The organism is Pseudomonas sp. 8AS, assembly GCF_902506505.1.
Lineage (GTDB): Bacteria > Pseudomonadota > Gammaproteobacteria > Pseudomonadales > Pseudomonadaceae > Aquipseudomonas.
Genome location: NZ_LR733406.1, coordinates 4002197 through 4020589, shown reverse-complemented (window position 1 = coordinate 4020589; position 18393 = coordinate 4002197). Strand labels below are relative to the sequence as shown.

The 18393-nt window shown below is 66.9% G+C and carries 13 protein-coding genes; 10 read left to right on the top strand and 3 right to left on the bottom strand.

Annotated features, from left to right (window positions below; translation table 11 throughout):
• Positions 1-84 precede the first annotated feature (84 nt).
• The 6 genes from rpsF (at position 85) to alr (ending at position 4902) form a co-directional block, all read left to right on the top strand.
• Complete coding sequence (rpsF, locus tag GV001_RS18830; RefSeq protein WP_160082679.1) at positions 85-507, top strand: 30S ribosomal protein S6; 423 nt, start codon at positions 85-87, stop codon at positions 505-507.
• Positions 508-535: 28 nt separating this feature from the next.
• Positions 536-766 carry a 30S ribosomal protein S18 gene (rpsR, locus tag GV001_RS18825; protein ID WP_003246847.1) on the top strand — a complete coding sequence of 77 codons (231 nt, stop codon included), beginning with the start codon at positions 536-538 and terminating at the stop codon, positions 764-766.
• A 37-nt stretch (positions 767-803) separates the two neighbouring features.
• Positions 804-1685: a hypothetical protein gene (locus GV001_RS18820; protein WP_160082677.1), complete on the top strand. Its 882-nt coding sequence runs from the start codon at positions 804-806 to the stop codon at positions 1683-1685.
• Positions 1686-1706: 21 nt separating this feature from the next.
• Positions 1707-2153 (top strand): 50S ribosomal protein L9, encoded by a 447-nt coding sequence (gene rplI / locus GV001_RS18815; protein WP_160082675.1) that lies wholly within the window; start codon positions 1707-1709, stop codon positions 2151-2153.
• 154 nt (positions 2154-2307) lie between these two features.
• Positions 2308-3702: a replicative DNA helicase gene (gene dnaB, locus GV001_RS18810; RefSeq protein ID WP_160082673.1), complete on the top strand. Its 1395-nt coding sequence runs from the start codon at positions 2308-2310 to the stop codon at positions 3700-3702.
• 123 nt (positions 3703-3825) lie between these two features.
• Positions 3826-4902 carry an alanine racemase gene (alr, locus tag GV001_RS18805; RefSeq protein WP_160082671.1) on the top strand — a complete coding sequence of 359 codons (1077 nt, stop codon included), beginning with the start codon at positions 3826-3828 and terminating at the stop codon, positions 4900-4902.
• On the opposite strand, the gene GV001_RS18800 is transcribed toward alr, so the two are convergent.
• On the bottom strand, positions 4903-6765 hold the full coding sequence (locus GV001_RS18800) for a diguanylate cyclase (RefSeq protein WP_160082669.1): 1863 nt from the start codon (positions 6763-6765) through the stop codon (positions 4903-4905).
• Between the two features lie 262 nt (positions 6766-7027).
• Here GV001_RS18800 and GV001_RS18795 point away from each other — a divergent pair, with 262 nt between their 5' ends.
• On the top strand, positions 7028-9313 hold the full coding sequence (locus tag GV001_RS18795; RefSeq protein WP_160082659.1) for a YgiQ family radical SAM protein: 2286 nt from the start codon (positions 7028-7030) through the stop codon (positions 9311-9313).
• 84 nt (positions 9314-9397) lie between these two features.
• Here the strand turns inward: GV001_RS18795 and GV001_RS18790 are convergent, their stop codons facing one another.
• Positions 9398-9793, bottom strand: coding sequence for a bacteriohemerythrin (locus tag GV001_RS18790; protein WP_256664959.1), 396 nt, complete (start codon positions 9791-9793; stop codon positions 9398-9400).
• 144 nt (positions 9794-9937) lie between these two features.
• On the opposite strand from GV001_RS18790, the gene GV001_RS18785 reads away from it, so the two are divergent.
• The 3 genes from GV001_RS18785 to GV001_RS18775 all read left to right on the top strand — a co-directional run bounded on the left by GV001_RS18785 (position 9938) and on the right by GV001_RS18775 (position 16711).
• Complete coding sequence (locus GV001_RS18785) at positions 9938-13237, top strand: DUF2126 domain-containing protein (RefSeq protein ID WP_160082655.1); 3300 nt, start codon at positions 9938-9940, stop codon at positions 13235-13237.
• Positions 13238-13298: 61 nt separating this feature from the next.
• Positions 13299-15794 (top strand): circularly permuted type 2 ATP-grasp protein, encoded by a 2496-nt coding sequence (locus tag GV001_RS18780; protein WP_160082653.1) that lies wholly within the window; start codon positions 13299-13301, stop codon positions 15792-15794.
• Positions 15791-16711, top strand: a complete 921-nt coding sequence (locus tag GV001_RS18775) for a transglutaminase family protein (RefSeq protein ID WP_160082651.1) — start codon at positions 15791-15793, stop codon at positions 16709-16711. Before GV001_RS18780 ends, GV001_RS18775 begins: the two co-directional genes overlap by 4 nt.
• On the opposite strand, the gene GV001_RS18770 is transcribed toward GV001_RS18775, so the two are convergent.
• Complete coding sequence (locus GV001_RS18770; protein WP_160082649.1) at positions 16712-18370, bottom strand: acetolactate synthase large subunit; 1659 nt, start codon at positions 18368-18370, stop codon at positions 16712-16714. It abuts the gene before it with no gap.
• Between the last annotated feature and the right edge of the window lie 23 nt (positions 18371-18393).

Sequence of the window (18393 nt, the reverse complement as noted above, 5' to 3'; positions counted from 1 at the left end):
CCTCCGCCCGGCAAGACCAACAAGTGATATTCACTCCTTGCCTGACCGCATCCAGTGGCAGGCTACAACCCGTAAGGAGCATTTATGCGTCATTACGAAATCATCTTTCTGGTTCACCCGGACCAGAGCGAGCAAGTCGGCGGCATGGTTGAGCGTTACACCAAGCTGATCGAAGAAGACGGCGGCAAAGTGCATCGTCTGGAAGACTGGGGTCGTCGTCAGCTGGCTTACGCCATCAACAACGTCCACAAGGCCCACTACGTCATGCTGAACGTAGAGTGCAGCGGCAAGGCCCTGGCCGAGCTGGAAGACAACTTCCGTTACAACGATGCCGTGATCCGTAACCTGGTCATCCGTCGCGACGAAGCCGTTACCGGCCAGTCCGAGATGCTCAAGGCCGAAGAAAACCGCAGCGAGCGCCGTGAGCGTCGTGACCGTCCTGAGAACGCTGACTCCGCCGAAGGCGATGACAGCGATAGCAGCGACAGCGACAACGCTGACGAGTAATCCACGGATCTATTGAGGAGCCAATCCCATGGCACGTTTCTTCCGTCGTCGTAAATTCTGCCGTTTCACCGCTGAAGACGTGAAAGAGATCGATTTCAAAGATCTCAACACCCTGAAAGCCTACATCTCGGAAACCGGCAAAATCGTTCCTAGCCGTATCACCGGTACCAAGGCTCGTTATCAGCGTCAGCTGGCTACCGCTATCAAGCGCGCCCGCTTCCTGGCCCTGCTGCCCTACACCGACAGCCACGGCCGTTGATAACGGATCGTCGACTAAGTAGTAAGGGATAAACCGCATGCGCGCCTTGGCTGAGTTCATCATGCGCGGCCGCATGCAGGCCACCCTGGTGGTGGTCGGTTCCGCGGCGTTGCCGCTGTTGTTCTGGTTGAGTGCCGCCGCCAGCTGCCTGGTGCTGCTGCGGCGGGGTCTGGGGGATGCCATCGGCATCCTGGCCTGGGCGATGCTGCCGGCATTGGTCTGGTGGTATTTCGGTGAGCCGCGCACCCTGCTGGTGCTGCTCGGCTCGCTGGGGCTGGCGTTGATGTTGCGCGCCGGTCAGTCCTGGGTTCGCGTGCTGCTTGGCAGCCTGGCGCTGGGTCTGGTGTTCAGTGTGGTTCTGGGGGCGGTGTTCCGCGAACCCATCGCAGGTTTGGCGGCGGAGCTGAATAAGCTGATGCCGCAGATGCTCGATGGGGTCTACCAGCAGTTGCCGGTAGACGAGCGAGCGCGCCTGGAGTCGCTGATTGCCCCGGTACTCACCGGTCTGATGGCCGCATTGCTGCAGATCGTCAGTCTGCTGTGCCTGATGCTTGGGCGTTACTGGCAGGCAGCGTTGTACAACCCCGGTGGTTTCGGGCGCGAGTTTCGCGTCCTGCGACTGCCGCCGGTGCTGGCCTTCGGCTTGCTCGCGGCCATGCTCCTCGGTCCGAATCTCGGCGTGGAGCTGGCCATGCTGACGCCGTTGTGCAGCGTCCCGCTGGCGTTTGCCGGCTTGGCGCTGCTGCACGGACTGGGACTTTCCCGGTTCTGGCTGGTGGGCCTGTACGTCACGCTGCTGCTGTTCATGCAGCTGGTTTATCCGTTGCTGGTGGCCATGGCCATCGTCGACAGTCTGATCGATTTTCGTGGTCGCCAAGCGCGCAACAATGGCGCCGGCCCCGCGAACGGTGAAGGTTAAAAGTTAAGAGGTAAGACCCAAATGGAAGTTATCCTGCTGGAAAAAATCGCCAACCTGGGCAACCTGGGCGACAAGGTCAACGTTAAAGCCGGTTACGGCCGCAACTACCTGCTGCCGCAAGGCAAAGCCACCGCTGCTACCGCTGAGAACGTTGCTGCGTTCGAAGCGCGTCGCGCCGAGCTGGAAAAAGCGGCTGCTGACAAGAAAGCTTCTGCCGAAGCTCGCGCTGCCCAACTGGCCGAACTGGAAGTGACCATCACTGCCAGCGCTGGCGACGAAGGCAAGCTGTTCGGCTCGATCGGTACCCACGACATCGCTGACGCCCTGACCGCCTCCGGCGTGGAAGTGGCCAAGTCTGAAGTGCGTCTGCCGAACGGCACCATTCGCCACATCGGCGAGTTCGACGTAGCTGTGCACCTGCACACCGACGTTGAAGCAACCGTCAAGGTTGTGGTCGTAGCTGCCTAAGTCAGCCGACTTGCGGGCTTGCGCTCAGGCGCCGGCCTGCTGACAATCGGGCGCGACATTGCATTAGCGGTGTCGTGCCCGTTGTTTTTTCAGATAGAGCCTTTTGCAAAACATGCGTTTGTAAAAGCCTCCGCGCTTTGGAATCTCAGGTGCCATGAACGACATCAGCGTCCCCCAGCAGTACGACCTGGAAACCGCCGCACTCAAGGTGCCGCCGCATTCCATCGAGGCCGAACAGGCCGTGCTGGGCGGCCTGATGCTGGACAACAATGCCTGGGAACGGGTGCTCGACCAGGTTTCCGATGGCGACTTCTACCGGCATGACCATCGCCTGATCTTCCGCGCCATCTACAAGCTGGCCGAGCGCAACTCGCCGTTCGACGTGGTGACCCTGTCCGAGCAGCTGGACAAGGAAGGCCAGCTGTCGCAGGTTGGCGGCCTGGCTTACCTCGGCGAGCTGGCCAAGAACACGCCGTCGGTGGCCAACATCAAGGCCTATGCGCAGATCATCCGCGAGCGCGCCACCCTGCGCCAGCTGATCGGCATCAGCTCGGAGATCGCCGACAGCGCCTATGCCCCGCAAGGCCGTACCGGCGAGGAAATCCTCGACGAGGCCGAACGGCTGATCTTCCAGATCGCCGAGGCGCGGCCGAAGACCGGCGGCCCGGTGGGCATCAACGACATTCTGGTCAAGGCCATCGACCGTATCGACAGCCTGTTCAATGCCGGCGATGCGATTACCGGCCTGTCCACCGGTTTCACCGACCTGGACAACCTGACCAGCGGCCTGCAACCGGCCGACATGATCATCGTCGCCGGCCGTCCGTCCATGGGTAAGACCACCTTCGCCATGAACCTGGTGGAGAACGCCCTGATGCGCAGCGACAAGGCGATCCTGGTCTACTCGCTGGAAATGCCCTCGGAATCCATCGTCATTCGTATGCTCGCGTCCCTGGGGCGCATCGATCAGACCAAGGTGCGTTCCGGTCGCCTGGACGACGACGACTGGCCGCGCCTGACCAGTGCGGTCAACCTGCTCAACGACCGCAAGCTGTTCATCGACGACACGGCCGGCATCAGCCCCTCGGAAATGCGTGCGCGTACCCGGCGCCTGGCCCGCGAGCACGGTGAGATCGGCCTGATCATGGTCGACTACCTGCAGCTGATGCAGATCCCCGGCTCCAGCGGCGACAACCGGGTCAACGAGATTTCCGAGATCTCCCGCTCGCTCAAGGGCCTGGCCAAGGAATTCAACTGCCCGGTGATCGCCCTGTCGCAGCTCAACCGCGGCCTGGAACAGCGCCCGAACAAGCGCCCGATCAACTCCGACCTGCGCGAATCCGGGGCGATCGAGCAGGACGCCGACATCATCCTGTTCGTCTACCGAGACGAGGTTTACCACCCGGAGACCGAGTACAAGGGCGTCGCCGAAGTCATCATCGGCAAGCAGCGTAACGGCCCGCTGGGTACCGCGCGCCTGGCCTTCCTCGGCAAGTACTCGCGCTTCGAGAACCTGGCGCCGGGCAGCTATCAGTTCGACGACGAATAAAGCGTCACCGAGCCAACCCGCTGCGCTAGGGTTTCCGAGGCGCGATGATACGGTTCAGATCAATGAAAACGGGCACCCAGCGGTTAAGATGGGTGCCCGTTTCGTTTGTCTGGAGCCTGCGCCATGCGCCCCCTCGTCGCCACCATCGATCTGGCCGCCATCCGTCACAACTATGCCCTGGCCAAGCGCTGCGCGCCGGGGCGCCAGGCATTCGCGGTGGTCAAGGCCAATGCCTACGGGCACGGCGTGCGCGAGGTGGTCATCGCCCTGCATGGCGAGGCCGACGGTTTTGCCGTGGCCAGCCTGGAGGAGGCCGCCGAGGTGCGGGCCATGCAGGGCGAGGCGCGCATCCTGCTGCTGGAGGGCTGCTTCAGCGCCGAGGAGCTGCCGATGGCCGCGCAGCTGCGCCTGGACCTGGTGGTGCAGGGCGAGGAGCAGCTCGCCGCGCTGCTTGCCGCCCAGCTGCCGCGCCCGCTGAACGTCTGGCTCAAGCTCGATAGCGGCATGCACCGCCTGGGCATGACGCCGGCGCGGCTGCGCGAAGTGCACGGCTGCCTGCGCGGCGCGGCGCAGGTGGCCGAGCTGAACCTGATCAGCCACTTCGCCTGTGCCGACGAGCGCGGCCATCCGCTGATCGAGCAGCAGGTGGAGGCCTTCCTCGGCCTGCTCGACCTGGACTTCGACCAGCGCAGCCTGGCCAACTCGGCGGCCCTGCTGACCATTCCTGCGGCGCACATGGACTGGCTGCGCCCCGGCATCATGCTCTACGGTTCCTCGCCGTTTGCCGAGCTGAGCGCCGCCGAGCTGGGCCTCAAGCCGGTGATGAGCCTGGATGCCGAGCTGATCGCCGTGCGCGAGGTGGCGCCGGGTGAGAGCGTCGGCTACGGCGCCAGCTGGGTTGCCACCCGGCCGTCGCGCATCGGCACGGTCAGCTGCGGCTATGCCGACGGTTATCCGCGCCACGCGCCCAGCGGCACCCCGCTGCTGGTCGAGGGCCGACGCGCGGCGCTGGTCGGGCGGGTGTCGATGGATATGTTGGCGGTGGATCTGACAGATCTGCCGAATACACGGGTCGGCGATGCGGTGCAGTTGTGGGGCGCGCAGCTGCCGGTCGACGAGGTGGCCCAGGCCGCCGGCACCATCGGCTACGAGCTGCTGACCAAGGTCACCGCGCGCGTGCCGCGGCGCTACCGCGGCTGATCAGCCCTTGCTCTGCGGCGCTTCGCCGAGGCCGCTGGCGACCTTGAGCACGTCCAGCTGCAGGCAGGCCTGGGGGCTCAGGCTGTCGCCCTGCATGACGAAGCCCGAGCGGCCCTGCTGCTTGGCGCGGTACAGGGCCTCGTCGGCGGACTTGTAGAGCCCGGCGAACTGCACGGCGTGCTGCGGGTAGAGGGCTGCGCCGATGCTGATGGTCACCGCCAGCCGGCTGGCGCCGTAGAGCACCGGCTTGGCCAGTTCCTCGAGCAGGCGGGCGGCGATTTCCTCGGCCTGGGCCTGCGCCTGCGGCCCGCAGATCAGCACGGCGAACTCGTCGCCACCCAGGCGCGCGACCATGTCGTTGGTGCGCACATGCTCGCGCAGGCGATGGCCGATGCTGCGCAGCATCAGGTCGCCGGCATCGTGGCCGTAGCTGTCGTTGATCGGCTTGAAGTGGTCCAGGTCGACCAGCATCAGGGCCACCGTCTCCTGGCGGCGCTGGGCGTCGGCCAGGGCGGTCTCGACCCGTTCGATCAGGTAGCGGCGGTTCGGCAGCTCGGTCAGCGGGTCATGGAAGGCCGCGTGCTGCAGCTCCTGTTCGCGCTGACAGAGGCGTTGGTTGGCTTCGGCCAGTTCGGCGGTGCGCAGGTCGACTGCGGCCTGCAGCTCGTCGGCGCTGGCCTGCATCTGCGCCAGGCGCGCGGTCTTCTCGCGGTCGGCCTGCACCAGAGCCTGGGCCTTTTCCTGCTTGAGCATCTGGATGCGGTAGGCCAGGGCGAAGGAGAACAGGATCGACTCGGCCGCCACCGAGAGCGGGAACACATAGGCGTTCCAGGTGGCCGGCTGCACCAGGCCGGTGGCGCGCATCAGGGCCAGGCTGATGCTGCCGAGGATCAGGCCGTAACCGAGCAGGTAGAGCAGGGCCGGGTAATAGCCCTGGCGCCAGCGCAGCAGGGCCGCGCCAAGGGCCGCCGGGATGCTGGTCAGCGACAGCAGGGCGATGATCCAGGCGGCCAGATTGCGCTGGCCGAGGGCTTCAAGACCGACGGCGATCACGTAGCAGGCGCAGGCGAAGCTCAGCAGGTGGTGGGCCCAGCGCACATGGCTGCGGGTCTGCAGCAGGGTCTGGGTGAAGCGGCAGGCGCAGAAGCCCCAGAGCGAGGGCAGGGTGACGCGGTCCAGCCAGAAGGGCACGGGATGCTCCGGCCACAGGTACTGGAAGCCGTGGCCGCTCATGCTGAGGATCATCAGCAGGGCGCCGGCGGTGGTCAGCACATACCAGAAGTAGGCGGCGTCGCGCAGGCTGAAGAAGATGAACAGGTTGTACAGCAGCAGGGCCAGGATGATGCCGTAGACCAGGCCCAGGGCGAGGTTCTCCTCGATGGCCAGGCTGCTCAGGTCGTCGAGCTGCCAGACCCGCAGCGGGAAGGAGTTGCCGGCCGGGTCGTAGCTGCGCAGGTAGAAGGTCAGCGGCGCCTCGCCCAGTTCCGGCAGCTTGAACAGCGTGCGTCGGTAAGGGTGGTCGCGCCCCGCGGCGAAACTGACCCGTTCGCCGGCCTGGCGCCGGCTCCAGCCCAGTTCGCCGGCGGGCAGGTAGAGCTGGGTGTCCAGCTGGGTAACCGCGCCGACTTCCAGCCACCACTGGGCCGGGGCGCTGCTGGCGCGCTGCAGGCTGACCTTGATCCACCAGGGGCTGCTGCTCTGGCCGACGCTGGCGCGTCCGGCGGCGGGCACGAAGCGCTGCTGCACGGCAGGGGTGGCCAGGTCGTCGATGCTCAGCCGGCCGCCGACATCTTCCAGCAGTTCGATGTGCGGGTTCAGCATCTGCCCGCTGCTGCCGCTTTGCAGCACGATCGGAGCGGCCATCAGCTTGCCGCAAAGGCTGGCTACGCACGTCCACAGCAGGACTTGCAAGACGGTGCGTCGCACTGTTTCCGCTCCTTGAGCCGGCCCTGGGGCAGGCAGTGAAAGTCTTTTTCCGGAGTATAGGCACAAGGCGTTCGTGATCACAAAACCGCGCGGCGCCCGCGGGCCGGCGCGTGCAGGGTTTGACTGAGTGCGGGGGTCGGACTCTGTACATTTTTTGTGCTATATTCCGCGCCCCTGAAATTCCCTGCTGGTCATCCCGATGCACGTCGCCAAGCCGTTGTTCGACTATCCGAAGTACTGGGCCGAATGTTTCGGTCCTGCACCTTTCCTGCCGATGAGCCGGGAAGAGATGGATCAGCTGGGCTGGGACAGTTGCGACATCATCATCGTCACCGGCGACGCCTATGTGGACCATCCGTCCTTCGGCATGGCCATCATCGGTCGCCTGCTGGAGGCCCAGGGCTTTCGCGTCGGCATCATCGCCCAGCCGAACTGGCAGTCGAAAGACGACTTCATGAAGCTCGGCGAGCCCAACCTGTTCTTCGGCGTCGCCGCCGGCAACATGGACTCGATGATCAACCGCTACACGGCGGACAAGAAGATCCGCTCGGACGACGCCTACACCCCCGGCGGCCTGGCCGGCGCCCGCCCGGACCGTGCCAGCCTGGTCTACAGCCAGCGCTGCAAGGAAGCCTACAAGCACGTGCCGATCGTGCTCGGCGGCATCGAGGCCTCGCTGCGCCGCATCGCCCACTACGACTACTGGCAGGACAAGGTCCGCCATTCGATCCTGATCGACGCCTGCGCCGACATCCTGCTGTACGGCAACGCCGAGCGGGCCATAGTCGAAGTAGCCCAGCGCATCGCCGCCGGCGAGAAGATCGAGACGATCAACGATATCCGCGGCACCGCCTTTATCCGCCGCGACACTCCCGAGGGCTGGCTGGAGGTCGACTCCACCCGGATCGACCGGCCGGGCAAGATCGACAAGATCATCAACCCCTACGTCAACACCCAGGACACCGCCGCCTGCGCCATCGAGCAGGAAAAGGGCGCCGTTGAAGATCCCAACGAGGCCAAGGTGGTGCAGCTGCTGCCGCACCCGCGCCTGGAGCGTGACAAGACGGTGATCCGCCTGCCGTCCTTCGAGAAGGTGCGTGGCGATGCGGTGCTGTATGCCCATGCCAACCGCGTGCTGCACCTGGAAACCAACCCGGGCAATGCCCGCGCCCTGGTGCAGCGCCACGGCGAGGTGGACGTGTGGTTCAACCCGCCACCCATCCCGATGACCACCGAAGAGATGGACTACGTGTTCGGCATGCCCTACGCGCGGGTGCCGCACCCGGCCTACGGCAAGGCGAAGATCCCGGCCTACGAGATGATCCGCTTCTCGGTCAACATCATGCGTGGCTGCTTCGGCGGCTGCACCTTCTGCTCGATCACCGAGCACGAGGGGCGGATCATCCAGAGCCGCTCCCACGAGTCGATCCTGTCCGAGATCGAGGAGATGAAGAAGGTGCCGGGCTTCACCGGCGTGGTTTCCGACCTCGGCGGGCCGACCGCCAACATGTACCGCTTGGCCTGCAAGGACCCGGAGATCGAGCGTCACTGCCGCAAGCCGTCCTGCGTGTTCCCCGGCATCTGCGAGAACCTCAATACCGACCACAGCTCCCTGATCGAGCTGTACCGCAAGGCCCGCGCCCTGCCCGGGGTGAAGAAGATCCTGATCGCCTCCGGCCTGCGCTATGACCTCGCCGTCGAGTCGCCGGAGTACGTCAAGGAGCTGGTCACCCACCACGTCGGTGGTTACCTGAAGATTGCCCCGGAACACACCGAGGAAGGCCCGCTGACCAAGATGATGAAGCCGGGCATCGGCAGCTACGACAAGTTCAAGCGCATGTTCGAGAAGTACTCGAAGGAGGCGGGCAAGGAGCAGTACCTGATCCCGTACTTCATCGCCGCCCATCCTGGTACGACGGACGAGGACATGATGAACCTCGCCCTGTGGCTCAAGCGCAACGACTTCCGCGCCGACCAGGTGCAGGCCTTCTACCCGTCGCCGATGGCCACCGCCACCGCCATGTACCACTCGGGCAAGAACCCGCTGCGCAAGGTCACCTACAAGAGCGACGGCGTCACCATCGTCAAGAGCGATGCCCAGCGTCGCCTGCACAAGGCCTTCCTGCGCTACCACGATCCCAAGGGCTGGCCGATGCTGCGCGAGGCGCTGGAACGCATGGGCCGCAGCGACCTGATCGGCAACGGCAAGCAGCACCTGATCCCGGCCTACCAGCCGGCCACTGACAGCTACCAGAGTGCGCGCCGCAAGAACTCCACCCCGGCCGGCAGCAAGAAGGTCGGCAAGGCCCTGCTCACCCAGCACACCGGCCTGCCGCCGCGCGCCAGCGATGGCGGCAAGCCGTGGGATAAGCGCGAAGAGGCCAAGGCCGCCGCGCTGGCGCGCAACAAGGCTGCGGCCAAGGAGCGTGCCGACGAGAAGAAGGGCAAGAAGAAGCCGCTCAAGCGCCCCGTCGCACCGCGCTGAGGCGTCGCCGCGCCCGGCGCTGCGCCCTTATGGTGCGTGGCGCCGGGCGTTCAGCCGCGGCCTGCGCTCCCGCGAGGACGGTTCTCAGGCCAGGCCGTGGGCCAGGAAGTACTCCACATAGGCCTTGTCGACCTTGAGGATATGGTGGATCAGCCAGTCCTTGAGCAGCTCCAGCGCCTCGATCCCCACTTCCTCGCCGGCATCGTGGCGGCCCAGCAGGGACATCACCTGGCCGCTGAACAGGTTGTGCTGGGCCTGGTGCGCGTCGGTCTGCGGATACTTGAGGCGGATGAACAGGTTTTCCTCGACGATGAAGTGGTTCATCACGTAGTCCATCAGCCCTTCCAGCAGCTCGCCGACGTGTTCCGCCCGCGCCGAGCCCTGCAGGGCGTCGTGCAGGGCATTGGTCTGGTCCACCAGCCAGCGGTGCTGCTCGTCGATCTCGCCGATCCCCACCTGCAGCTCTTCGGTCCATGGCATGAAAGTCATCTGCTACCCCCGGTCTCTTGTTGTAGTGGCGCATATTGCAGGCTCTGCGCCGGCGCTCGTTGATCCGGGTCAATCGGACGGGTGGCACAACTCTTGCCCCTTCCAGGCATCGCCCTGGCTTGCAGGAGGCCCGCCGTGTCGATCCATGTCGCACTGCACCACGTCACCCACTACCGCTACGATCGGCCGGTCAACCTCGGCCCGCAGATCGTCCGCCTGCGCCCGGCGCCGCACAGCCGCACGCGCATCCTGTCCTACGCGCTGAGCGTCGAGCCGGGCGAGCACTTCATCAACTGGCAGCAGGATCCCCAGGGCAACTACCTGGCGCGCCTGGTGTTCCCGGAAAAGACCGCCGAACTGAAGATCGCCGTCGACCTGGTCGCCGAGATGGCGGTGTTCAACCCCTTCGATTTTTTCCTCGAACCCTATGCCGAGCAGATTCCGTTCGCCTATACGGCCGGCGAGCAGCGCGAGCTGGCGCCCTATCTGGTCAAGCTGCCGGCCGGCGCGCTGTTCGCCGACTACCTGGCCGGGATCGAGCGCAAGCCCAAGGCCAGCGTGGATTTCCTGGTGGCGCTGAACCAGAAGCTGTCCGCCGATATCGGCTACCTGATCCGCCTGGAGCCGGGCGTGCAGACCCCCGAGCAGACCCTGGAGAAGGCCTCCGGCTCCTGCCGCGATTCGGCCTGGCTGCTGGTCCAGCTGTTCCGTCATCTGGGCCTGGCCGCGCGTTTCGTTTCCGGCTACCTGATCCAGCTGACCGCCGACGTGAAGGCCCTCGATGGCCCCAGTGGCACCGAAGTGGACTTCACCGACCTGCACGCCTGGTGCGAGGTGTACCTGCCCGGCGCCGGCTGGATCGGCCTCGACCCGACCAGTGGATTGTTCGCCGGCGAAGGCCATATCCCCCTGGCCTGCAGCCCGGAGCCCTCCTCGGCAGCGCCGATCAGCGGGGCGGTGGACGAGTGCGAGTGCGAGTTCGAGCACCAGATGCGCGTCGAGCGCATCTGGGAAGCGCCACGGGTGACCAAGCCGTACAGCGAGGAACAGTGGCAGGCGATCGTCGACCTCGGCCAGCAGATCGATGCCGACCTTGAGCGACATGACGTGCGCCTGACCATGGGCGGCGAGCCGACTTTCGTTGCCCTCGACTTCCCCGACGACGAGGAGTGGAACACCGCCGCCCAGGGGCCGAACAAGCGGCGCCTGGCCGGCGAACTGTTCCACCGCCTGCGCCAGCATTACGCGCCCACGGCGCTGGTGCACTTCGGTCAGGGCAAGTGGTACCCGGGCGAGCAGCTGCCGCGCTGGTCGCTCAACTGCTACTGGCGCAAGGACGGCGAGCCGATCTGGCAGGATTCGGCGCTGTACGCCGACGAGAGCCGCTACTACGGCGCCGATGCGCGCCTAGCCGGGCGCTTCCTGGCCACGCTGGCCGGACATCTGGGCGTTTGCGCCGAGCATGCCTTCCCGGCCTATGAAGACTGGCTCTACTACCTGTGGCGCGAACGCCGCCTGCCGGCCAACGTCAGCCCCGACGACCCGCGCTTGGCCGACCCGCTGGAGCGCGAGCGCCTGCGCAAGGTGTTCAGCCGCGGCGTTGGCGAGGTGGTCGGGCATATCCTGCCGCTGGCGCGCAGCGAGGACGGCACGCACTGGCACAGCGGCCCCTGGTTCCTGCGCGACGAGCACTGCCGGCTGATTCCCGGCGACTCGCCGCTGGGTTACCGACTGCCGCTGGACTCGCAGCCCTGGGTCAGCGAGTTCGACTACCCCTATGTGCAGCCGCAGGATCCCAATCAGGAGTTCGCCCCGCTGCCGCGCCGTCAGCAGATCCAGCAGGCGCTGCATCAGCCGTTGTTCCCCAACAGCCGGCAGAAGATCCAGGCGCAGCGTGCGCCCGAGCCTTTCGAGTCGGCGCGTGAAGTGGTGCGTACCGCCCTGTGTGCCGAACCGCGCGATGGTCGGCTGTACCTGTTTATGCCGCCGCTGGCCGAGCTGGAGCATTACCTGGAGCTGGTCGCCGCTATTGAGTCCACCGCCGCCGAGCTGCGCTGCCCGGTGCTGCTGGAGGGCTACGAGCCGCCCAGCGATCCGCGCCTGAGCTATTTCCGCATCACCCCGGACCCCGGTGTGATCGAGGTGAATATCCACCCGGCAGCCAGCTGGGATGAGCTGGTCGAACGCACCGAATTTCTCTACGAGGCGGCGCGCCTCAGTCGTCTGAGTAGCGAGAAGTTTATGCTCGACGGCCGCCACACCGGCACCGGCGGCGGCAACCACTTCGTCCTCGGTGGCGCCACCCCGGCGGACTCGCCGTTCCTGCGCCGCCCGGACCTGCTGCGCAGCCTGATCAGCTACTGGCACAACCACCCGTCGCTGTCCTACCTGTTCAGCGGCCTGTTTATCGGCCCGACCTCACAGGCGCCGCGGGTCGACGAGGCGCGCAACGATGCCCTCTACGAGCTGGAGATCGCCTTCGCGCAGATGCCCGAACCGGGTCGCGACTGCCCGCCCTGGCTGGTCGACCGCCTGCTGCGCAACCTGCTGGTGGATGTCAGCGGCAACACCCACCGCGCCGAGTTCTGCATCGACAAGCTGTACTCCCCGGACTCCAGTTCCGGGCGCCTCGGCCTGCTCGAACTGCGCGCCTTCGAGATGCCGCCCCATGCGCGCATGAGCCTGGCCCAGCAGGTGCTGCTGCGCGGCCTGGTCGCGCGTTTCTGGGACGAGCCCTACCGGCCGGCCAAGCTGGCGCGCTGGGGTACCGAACTGCACGACCGCTTCCTGTTGCCGCACTTCGTCGAGCAGGACTTCCACGATGTGCTGCACGAGCTGAATGCCTTCGGCTATCCGCTGCGCGCCGAGTGGTTCGCCCCGCACTTCGAGTTCCGCTTTCCCAAGGTCGGCGACTATCAGGTCAAGGGCATCGACCTGGAGCTGCGCCAGGCCCTGGAGCCCTGGCATGTGCTGGGCGAGGAGGGCGCGCCGGGCGGCACCGTGCGTTACGTGGATTCCTCGCTGGAGCGCCTGCAGGTGCGCCTCGACGGCCTGGCGCCAGATCGCTACGTGCTGACCTGCAACGGTGTGCCGGTGCCGCTGCGTGCCACCGGCAAGGTCGGCGAGTTCGTCGGCGGCGTGCGCTACCGTGCCTGGCAGCCGCCGAACTGCCTGCAGCCGACCATTGGCGTGCATGCGCCGCTGGTGTTCGACCTGGTCGATACCTGGATGCAGCGCTCGCTGGGCGGTTGCCAGTACCATGTCGCCCATCCGGGCGGGCGCAACTATGCAACCTTGTCGGTGAATGCCTACGAGGCCGAAAGCCGGCGCCTGGCGCGCTTCTTCCGCCACGGTCATACGCCGGGCCCGCTGTCGCCGCGGCTGCCGGTCAACAATAATGAACTGCCAATGACCCTGGACTTGCGCCGCAGCTGATCCCGTCCGGAGCGGCTGCAGGAGCCCGCGTGCGGCTCCTGCGTCACTGATTGAGCCAACCATGCCTGATCTGCTTGCCGATTACCCGTCGCCCGACGGCGCCTACCACGAACTGCTCGACGCGGCGGGCCAGGTGCGCCCGCACTGGCGTCGACTGTTCGAGCAGTTGCAGCGCAGCAGCCCGGCGCAACTGCAGCAGCGCCAGGCCCTGCTGAGCCGGCAGATCCAGGAAAACGGCGTGACCTACAACGTCTACGCCGACCCGGACGGCGCCGACCGCCCCTGGGAGCTGGACCTGCTGCCCAATGTCATTCCCGCCGAGGAATGGCAGACCATTGCCGCCGGCGTGGCCCAGCGCGCGACCCTGCTGAATGCTGTGCTGGCCGACCTGTATGGCCCCCAGCAACTGCTCAGCGACGGCCTGCTGCCGGCCGAGCTGGTGTTCGGCCACGACAACTTCCTCTGGCCCTGCCAGGGCATCCAGCCGCCTGGCGGCACCTTCCTGCACCTGTACGCGGTGGACCTGGCGCGGGCGCCGGACGGGCGCTGGTGGGTTACTGCGGACCGTACCCAGGCACCTTCCGGTGCCGGCTATGCCCTGGAGAACCGGCAGATCGTCTCGCGCGCCTTTCCCGAGCTGTACCGCGACCTGCGCGTGCAGTACCTGGCCGGCTTCTTCCGCACCCTGCAGGACACCCTGGCGCGCCAGGCGCCGGTGGACGGTGGCGAAACGCCGCTGGTGGTGCTGCTGACCCCGGGGCGCTTCAACGAAAGCTATTTCGAGCACCTCTATCTGGCCCGCCAGCTCGGCTACCCGCTGGTCGAAGGCAGCGACCTGACCGTGCGCGACGCCTGCGTCTACCTCAAGACCCTGGCCGGCCTGCGCCGCGTGCATGCGCTGCTGCGCCGGCTGGACGACGATTTCTGCGACCCGCTGGAGCTGCGCACCGACTCGGCCCTCGGCGTGCCCGGCCTGCTCGAGGCGGTGCGCCAGGGCAATGTGCTGGTGGCCAATGCCCTCGGCAGCGGCGTGCTGGAGTCGCCCGGGCTGCCGGGTTTTCTGCCGGCGATCAGCGAGCAGCTGCTGGGCGAAGAACTGCTGCTGCCGTCGATTGCCAGCTGGTGGTGCGGCGAGCCGCCGGTGCTCGACGAGGCCCTGGAAAAGCTCGACGAGCTGCTGGTGCGCCCCAGCTTTCCTTCGCAGAGTTTCGCCCCAGTCTTCGGTCGCGATCTGGATCAGGCGCAGCGTGCGCAACTGGCCGAGCGCCTCAAGGCGCGACCCTATGCCTACGTGGCCCAGGCCCTGGCGCAGCTGTCGCAGGCGCCGGTGTGGCAGGCCGAGGAGGGTCGGCTGGCGCCGCGCGCCATCGGCATGCGCGTGTTTGCCGTGGCCAGCGCCGAGGGCTATCGGGTACTGCCCGGCGGCCTGACCCGAGTGGCGGCCGAGGCCGACGCCGAAGTGGTGTCGATGCAGCGCGGCGGGGCGAGCAAGGACACCTGGGTGCTCGGCGAACGCCACGCTGGTGGCGAGCCCTGGCAGTGGCTACGGCCGCTGGGCGTGGCCGACCTGGTGCGCAGCGACCCCTACCTGCCCTCGCGTGTGGTGGAAAACCTGTTCTGGTTCGGCCGCTACAGCTCGCGCTGCGAGGATGGCGCGCGCCTGTTGCGGATCATGCTGGCCCGTTACGTCGACGACGATGACGACCCGCAGGCCCTGCAGACTGCCCTGGCCCTGGGCGAAAGCCTCGGCCTGCTGCCCGCTGCCAGTGAAGGTTCCCTGGAGCAGCGTCTGTTGCAGGCCGTGCTCGGTGCCGACTGGCCTGCCAGCCTGCGCGCCAACCTGCAGCGCCTGCAGTGGGCGGCGGGCAGCGTGCGCGGCAAGCTGTCACGGGAGAATTGGCAGGCGCTGATCGAGTTGCAGCGCGAGGCCCAGGCCTTGGAGGCGCAGCAGGCCGATCTGGGCGAGCTGCTGGAGTTTCTCAACCGCCTGCTGATGTCGCTGGCGGCGCTGTCCGGTTTCGCCCTCGACGACATGACCCGCGACGACGGCTGGCGTTTCCTCATGCTCGGCCGCTGCATCGAGCGCCTGCAGTTCCTCGCCGAGAGCATCGCCGAGTTCCTCCGCAGCCCGGCGGTGCACGACCAGTCGGCGCTGGAGTGGCTGCTGGAGCTGGGCAACAGCAGCATCACCTACCGTACCCGCTACCTGGCCAGCGCGCAGCTGATCCCGGTGCTCGACCTGCTCCTGCTCGACGAGCAGAACCCGCACGCCGTGCTGTTCCAGCTGCGCACGCTGTTGCGTTCGCTGGAGCGCCTGCAGGACAGCTTCGGTTTCAGTGCCGACAGTCGCCTGGGCGAGCTTGAGCAGCAGCTCGCCGCCTTCAACCTGGCCAGCCTGGAAAACCCGCTGTTCGGCAGTGCAGGCATTCGCGCGGTGCTCGGTGGCCTGGCCGACCTGCTGCTGCAGGTAGTCGCCGGCGCCGGCCAGGTTTCCGATCAACTCGGCCTGCGCTTCTTCGTGCATGTGGATACCAGCCAGCGGACCCAGTCCTCATGAGCCCGAGCAGCGCCCACTACCAGATTCTCCACGACACCCATTACCGCTACTCGGCACCGGTGTCCCTGGCCCAGCAACTGGCCCATCTGTGGCCGCGCGAGTGCGCGTGGCAGCGCTGCACGGAGCGCCAGTTGCTGGTCAGCCCGCACCCGAGCAAGCGCCAGGATGGCCTCGATGTGTACGGCAATCCGCTGACCCGCCTGGCCTTCGAGCGCCCCCACGACGAGCTGAAGGTCTGCGCCCGTCTGCGCGTCGAGGTGTTGGCGCGGCCGCGTTTCGACCTGGCCGACTCGCCGCCCTGGGAGCAGGCCTGCGCCGCCCTCGGCTACAGTGGCCAGCCGCTCGCCCCGGCACTGCTGGAGGCGACCCGCTATCGCTTCGAGTCACCCTATGTGCACCTCAAGCAGGTGTTCGGCGAGTACGCTGCCGACTGCTTCGTGGCGGGGCGCCCGCTGCTGCTGGCGGCGGCCGCACTGATGCAGAAGATCTTCGCCGAGTTCACCTTCGATGCCGCCGCCACGCAGGTGGCGACCCCGCTGCTCAAGGTGCTGGAAGAGCGCCGTGGCGTATGCCAGGACTTCGCCCACCTGATGCTCGCCTGCCTGCGCTCGCGTGGCCTGGCGGCGCGCTACGTCAGCGGCTACCTGCTGACCCAGCCGCCACCCGGCCAGCCGCGGCTGATCGGCGCCGACGCCTCGCATGCCTGGGTCTCGCTGTACTGCCCGCGCCAGGGCTGGGTGGACTTCGACCCGACCAACAACCTGCTGCCGGCCCTGGAACACATCACCCTCGGCTGGGGTCGCGACTTTGCCGACGTGTCGCCGCTGCGCGGGGTGATCCTCGGCGGCGGCAGCCACGACCCGGACGTCAGCGTCACCGTGCTGCCCCTGGGCGAGCTGCACGGCGCGGTCGGCTGATCAGGGTGCCAGTTTGCGCTTCAGGGCACTGGCGACCGGCTGGGGCAGGTTGGGCAGGGCGCGCAGCAAGTACGGCAACAGCTTGCGTTTGGCGCCACTGAGCGATTCCGGGACCAGTGCTTCGATCAGGTGCGGGCCGGGGTGGGACTGGGCGTACTCCAGTGCCTTGAGCAGATCCTCGGCGGTGCTCACCCGAACGCCATGCACGCCCATGCCCTGGGCGAGCTGGGCAAAGTTCAGCACCGGGCCGCGCAAGTCGAGTTGCGACCTGGCCTTGGGCCCGGCCCCCGCGGCACCGACCCGTTCCAGTTCGACATTGAGCACGGAATACGAGGCATTGTTGAAAATGATCGAGGTGACGTTGAGCTGCTCGCGGGCCATGGTCCAGAGCGACTGGATGGTATACATCGCGGTGCCGTCGCCGATCAGGGCCAGAACCGGGCGTGCGGGGCAGGCGATGGCGGCGCCGATGGCGTTCGGCAAGCCTTGGCCGATGGCACCGCCGGTGAGGGTGAGCAGGTCGTGGCGGGGGGCGCCGCTGGTCATCAGGTTCAACATGAGGCCCGAGGTGATGGCCTCATCGATCAGAATCGTGCCTTCCTGCAGGGTGTGACCGACGGCCTTGCACACCTTCGCCGCCGTCAGCTTGCCCCGCGGTCTGGCCGGGCGCTGCGCCGGCTGCAGCTCTGCCGGCGTCGCCCCGGCACCCAGGGCGGCGACCAGTTTTTCCAGGCTGGCCGTGGTGTCCTGGTCCGCGCCGGCCAGGGTGTGTACCCGGCACGTGTCGGGCACCAGATAGCTTTTCTTGCCCGGGTAGGCGAAGAAGGAAACGGGCGCCTTGGCATCGACCAGGATGAGCTCCTCGAACTGCGCCAGCTGAACCCCGGCCATTTCGGCCATGTAGGCGATGCGCTCGACCGCGGGCAGCCCTGCGCCCCGCTCCATGCGAGTCGGGAACACCTCGGCCAGCAGTTTGACGCCGCTATGCGCGGCAATGCGCCCGGCCGCGAGCAGGTCGGCTTCGCGCAGCGCGCGGCCGCCCAGCAGCAGGGCCACGTTGCGGCCCGCGCGGATGACCTGGGCCAGGGCGGCCACCCTGTCATCGTCGGCCGCGGGCGGCTGCTCGGCGGCCGGGACTTGGCAAGGCACGCCGCCCTCGCCCCACGACACGTCGGCCGGCAGGATCAGTGTGGCGACCTGCCCCGGGTAGCCGCGGGCGACACGAATGGCCTCGGCCGCGTCGCGGCACAGGTCTTCGGTGCGAGCGGGGGTTCGCACGAAGTTCGGCGACACGTTGCGGGCGACCGTTTCGATATCGGACTGCAACTGGGCGTCGTATTTGACATGGTAGGTGGCATGGTCGCCGACGATGTTGACCACCGGGACCTTGCCCTTGCGCGCATTGTGCAGGTTGGCCAGGCCGTTGCCGAGGCCGCAGCCCAAGTGCAGCAAGGTGGCGGCCGGTTTGTCGGCCATCCGCGCATAACCGTCGGCGGCACCGGTGGCCACCCCTTCGAACAGGGCGAGCACGGCGCGCATGCGCGGCTCGCTGTCGAGTGCGGCGACGAAGTGCATTTCGCTGGTTCCGGGGTTGCTGAAGCAGACTTCGATTCCGCCATCGACCAGCGTCTTCATCAAGGCTTGGGCACCGTTGGGCATGTGTGGGCTCCTTATTGTTGGTA

Coding starts and splice junctions, on each gene's coding strand:
- rpsF (WP_160082679.1), top strand. CDS start 85: ATGCGTCATTACGAAATCATCTTTCTGGTTCACCCGGACCAGAGCGAG.
- rpsR (WP_003246847.1), top strand. CDS start 536: ATGGCACGTTTCTTCCGTCGTCGTAAATTCTGCCGTTTCACCGCTGAA.
- GV001_RS18820 (WP_160082677.1), top strand. CDS start 804: ATGCGCGCCTTGGCTGAGTTCATCATGCGCGGCCGCATGCAGGCCACC.
- rplI (WP_160082675.1), top strand. CDS start 1,707: ATGGAAGTTATCCTGCTGGAAAAAATCGCCAACCTGGGCAACCTGGGC.
- dnaB (WP_160082673.1), top strand. CDS start 2,308: ATGAACGACATCAGCGTCCCCCAGCAGTACGACCTGGAAACCGCCGCA.
- alr (WP_160082671.1), top strand. CDS start 3,826: ATGCGCCCCCTCGTCGCCACCATCGATCTGGCCGCCATCCGTCACAAC.
- GV001_RS18800 (WP_160082669.1), bottom strand. CDS start 6,765: ATGGCCGCTCCGATCGTGCTGCAAAGCGGCAGCAGCGGGCAGATGCTG.
- GV001_RS18795 (WP_160082659.1), top strand. CDS start 7,028: ATGCACGTCGCCAAGCCGTTGTTCGACTATCCGAAGTACTGGGCCGAA.
- GV001_RS18790 (WP_256664959.1), bottom strand. CDS start 9,793: ATGCCATGGACCGAAGAGCTGCAGGTGGGGATCGGCGAGATCGACGAG.
- GV001_RS18780 (WP_160082653.1), top strand. CDS start 13,299: ATGCCTGATCTGCTTGCCGATTACCCGTCGCCCGACGGCGCCTACCAC.
- GV001_RS18775 (WP_160082651.1), top strand. CDS start 15,791: ATGAGCCCGAGCAGCGCCCACTACCAGATTCTCCACGACACCCATTAC.
- GV001_RS18770 (WP_160082649.1), bottom strand. CDS start 18,370: ATGCCCAACGGTGCCCAAGCCTTGATGAAGACGCTGGTCGATGGCGGA.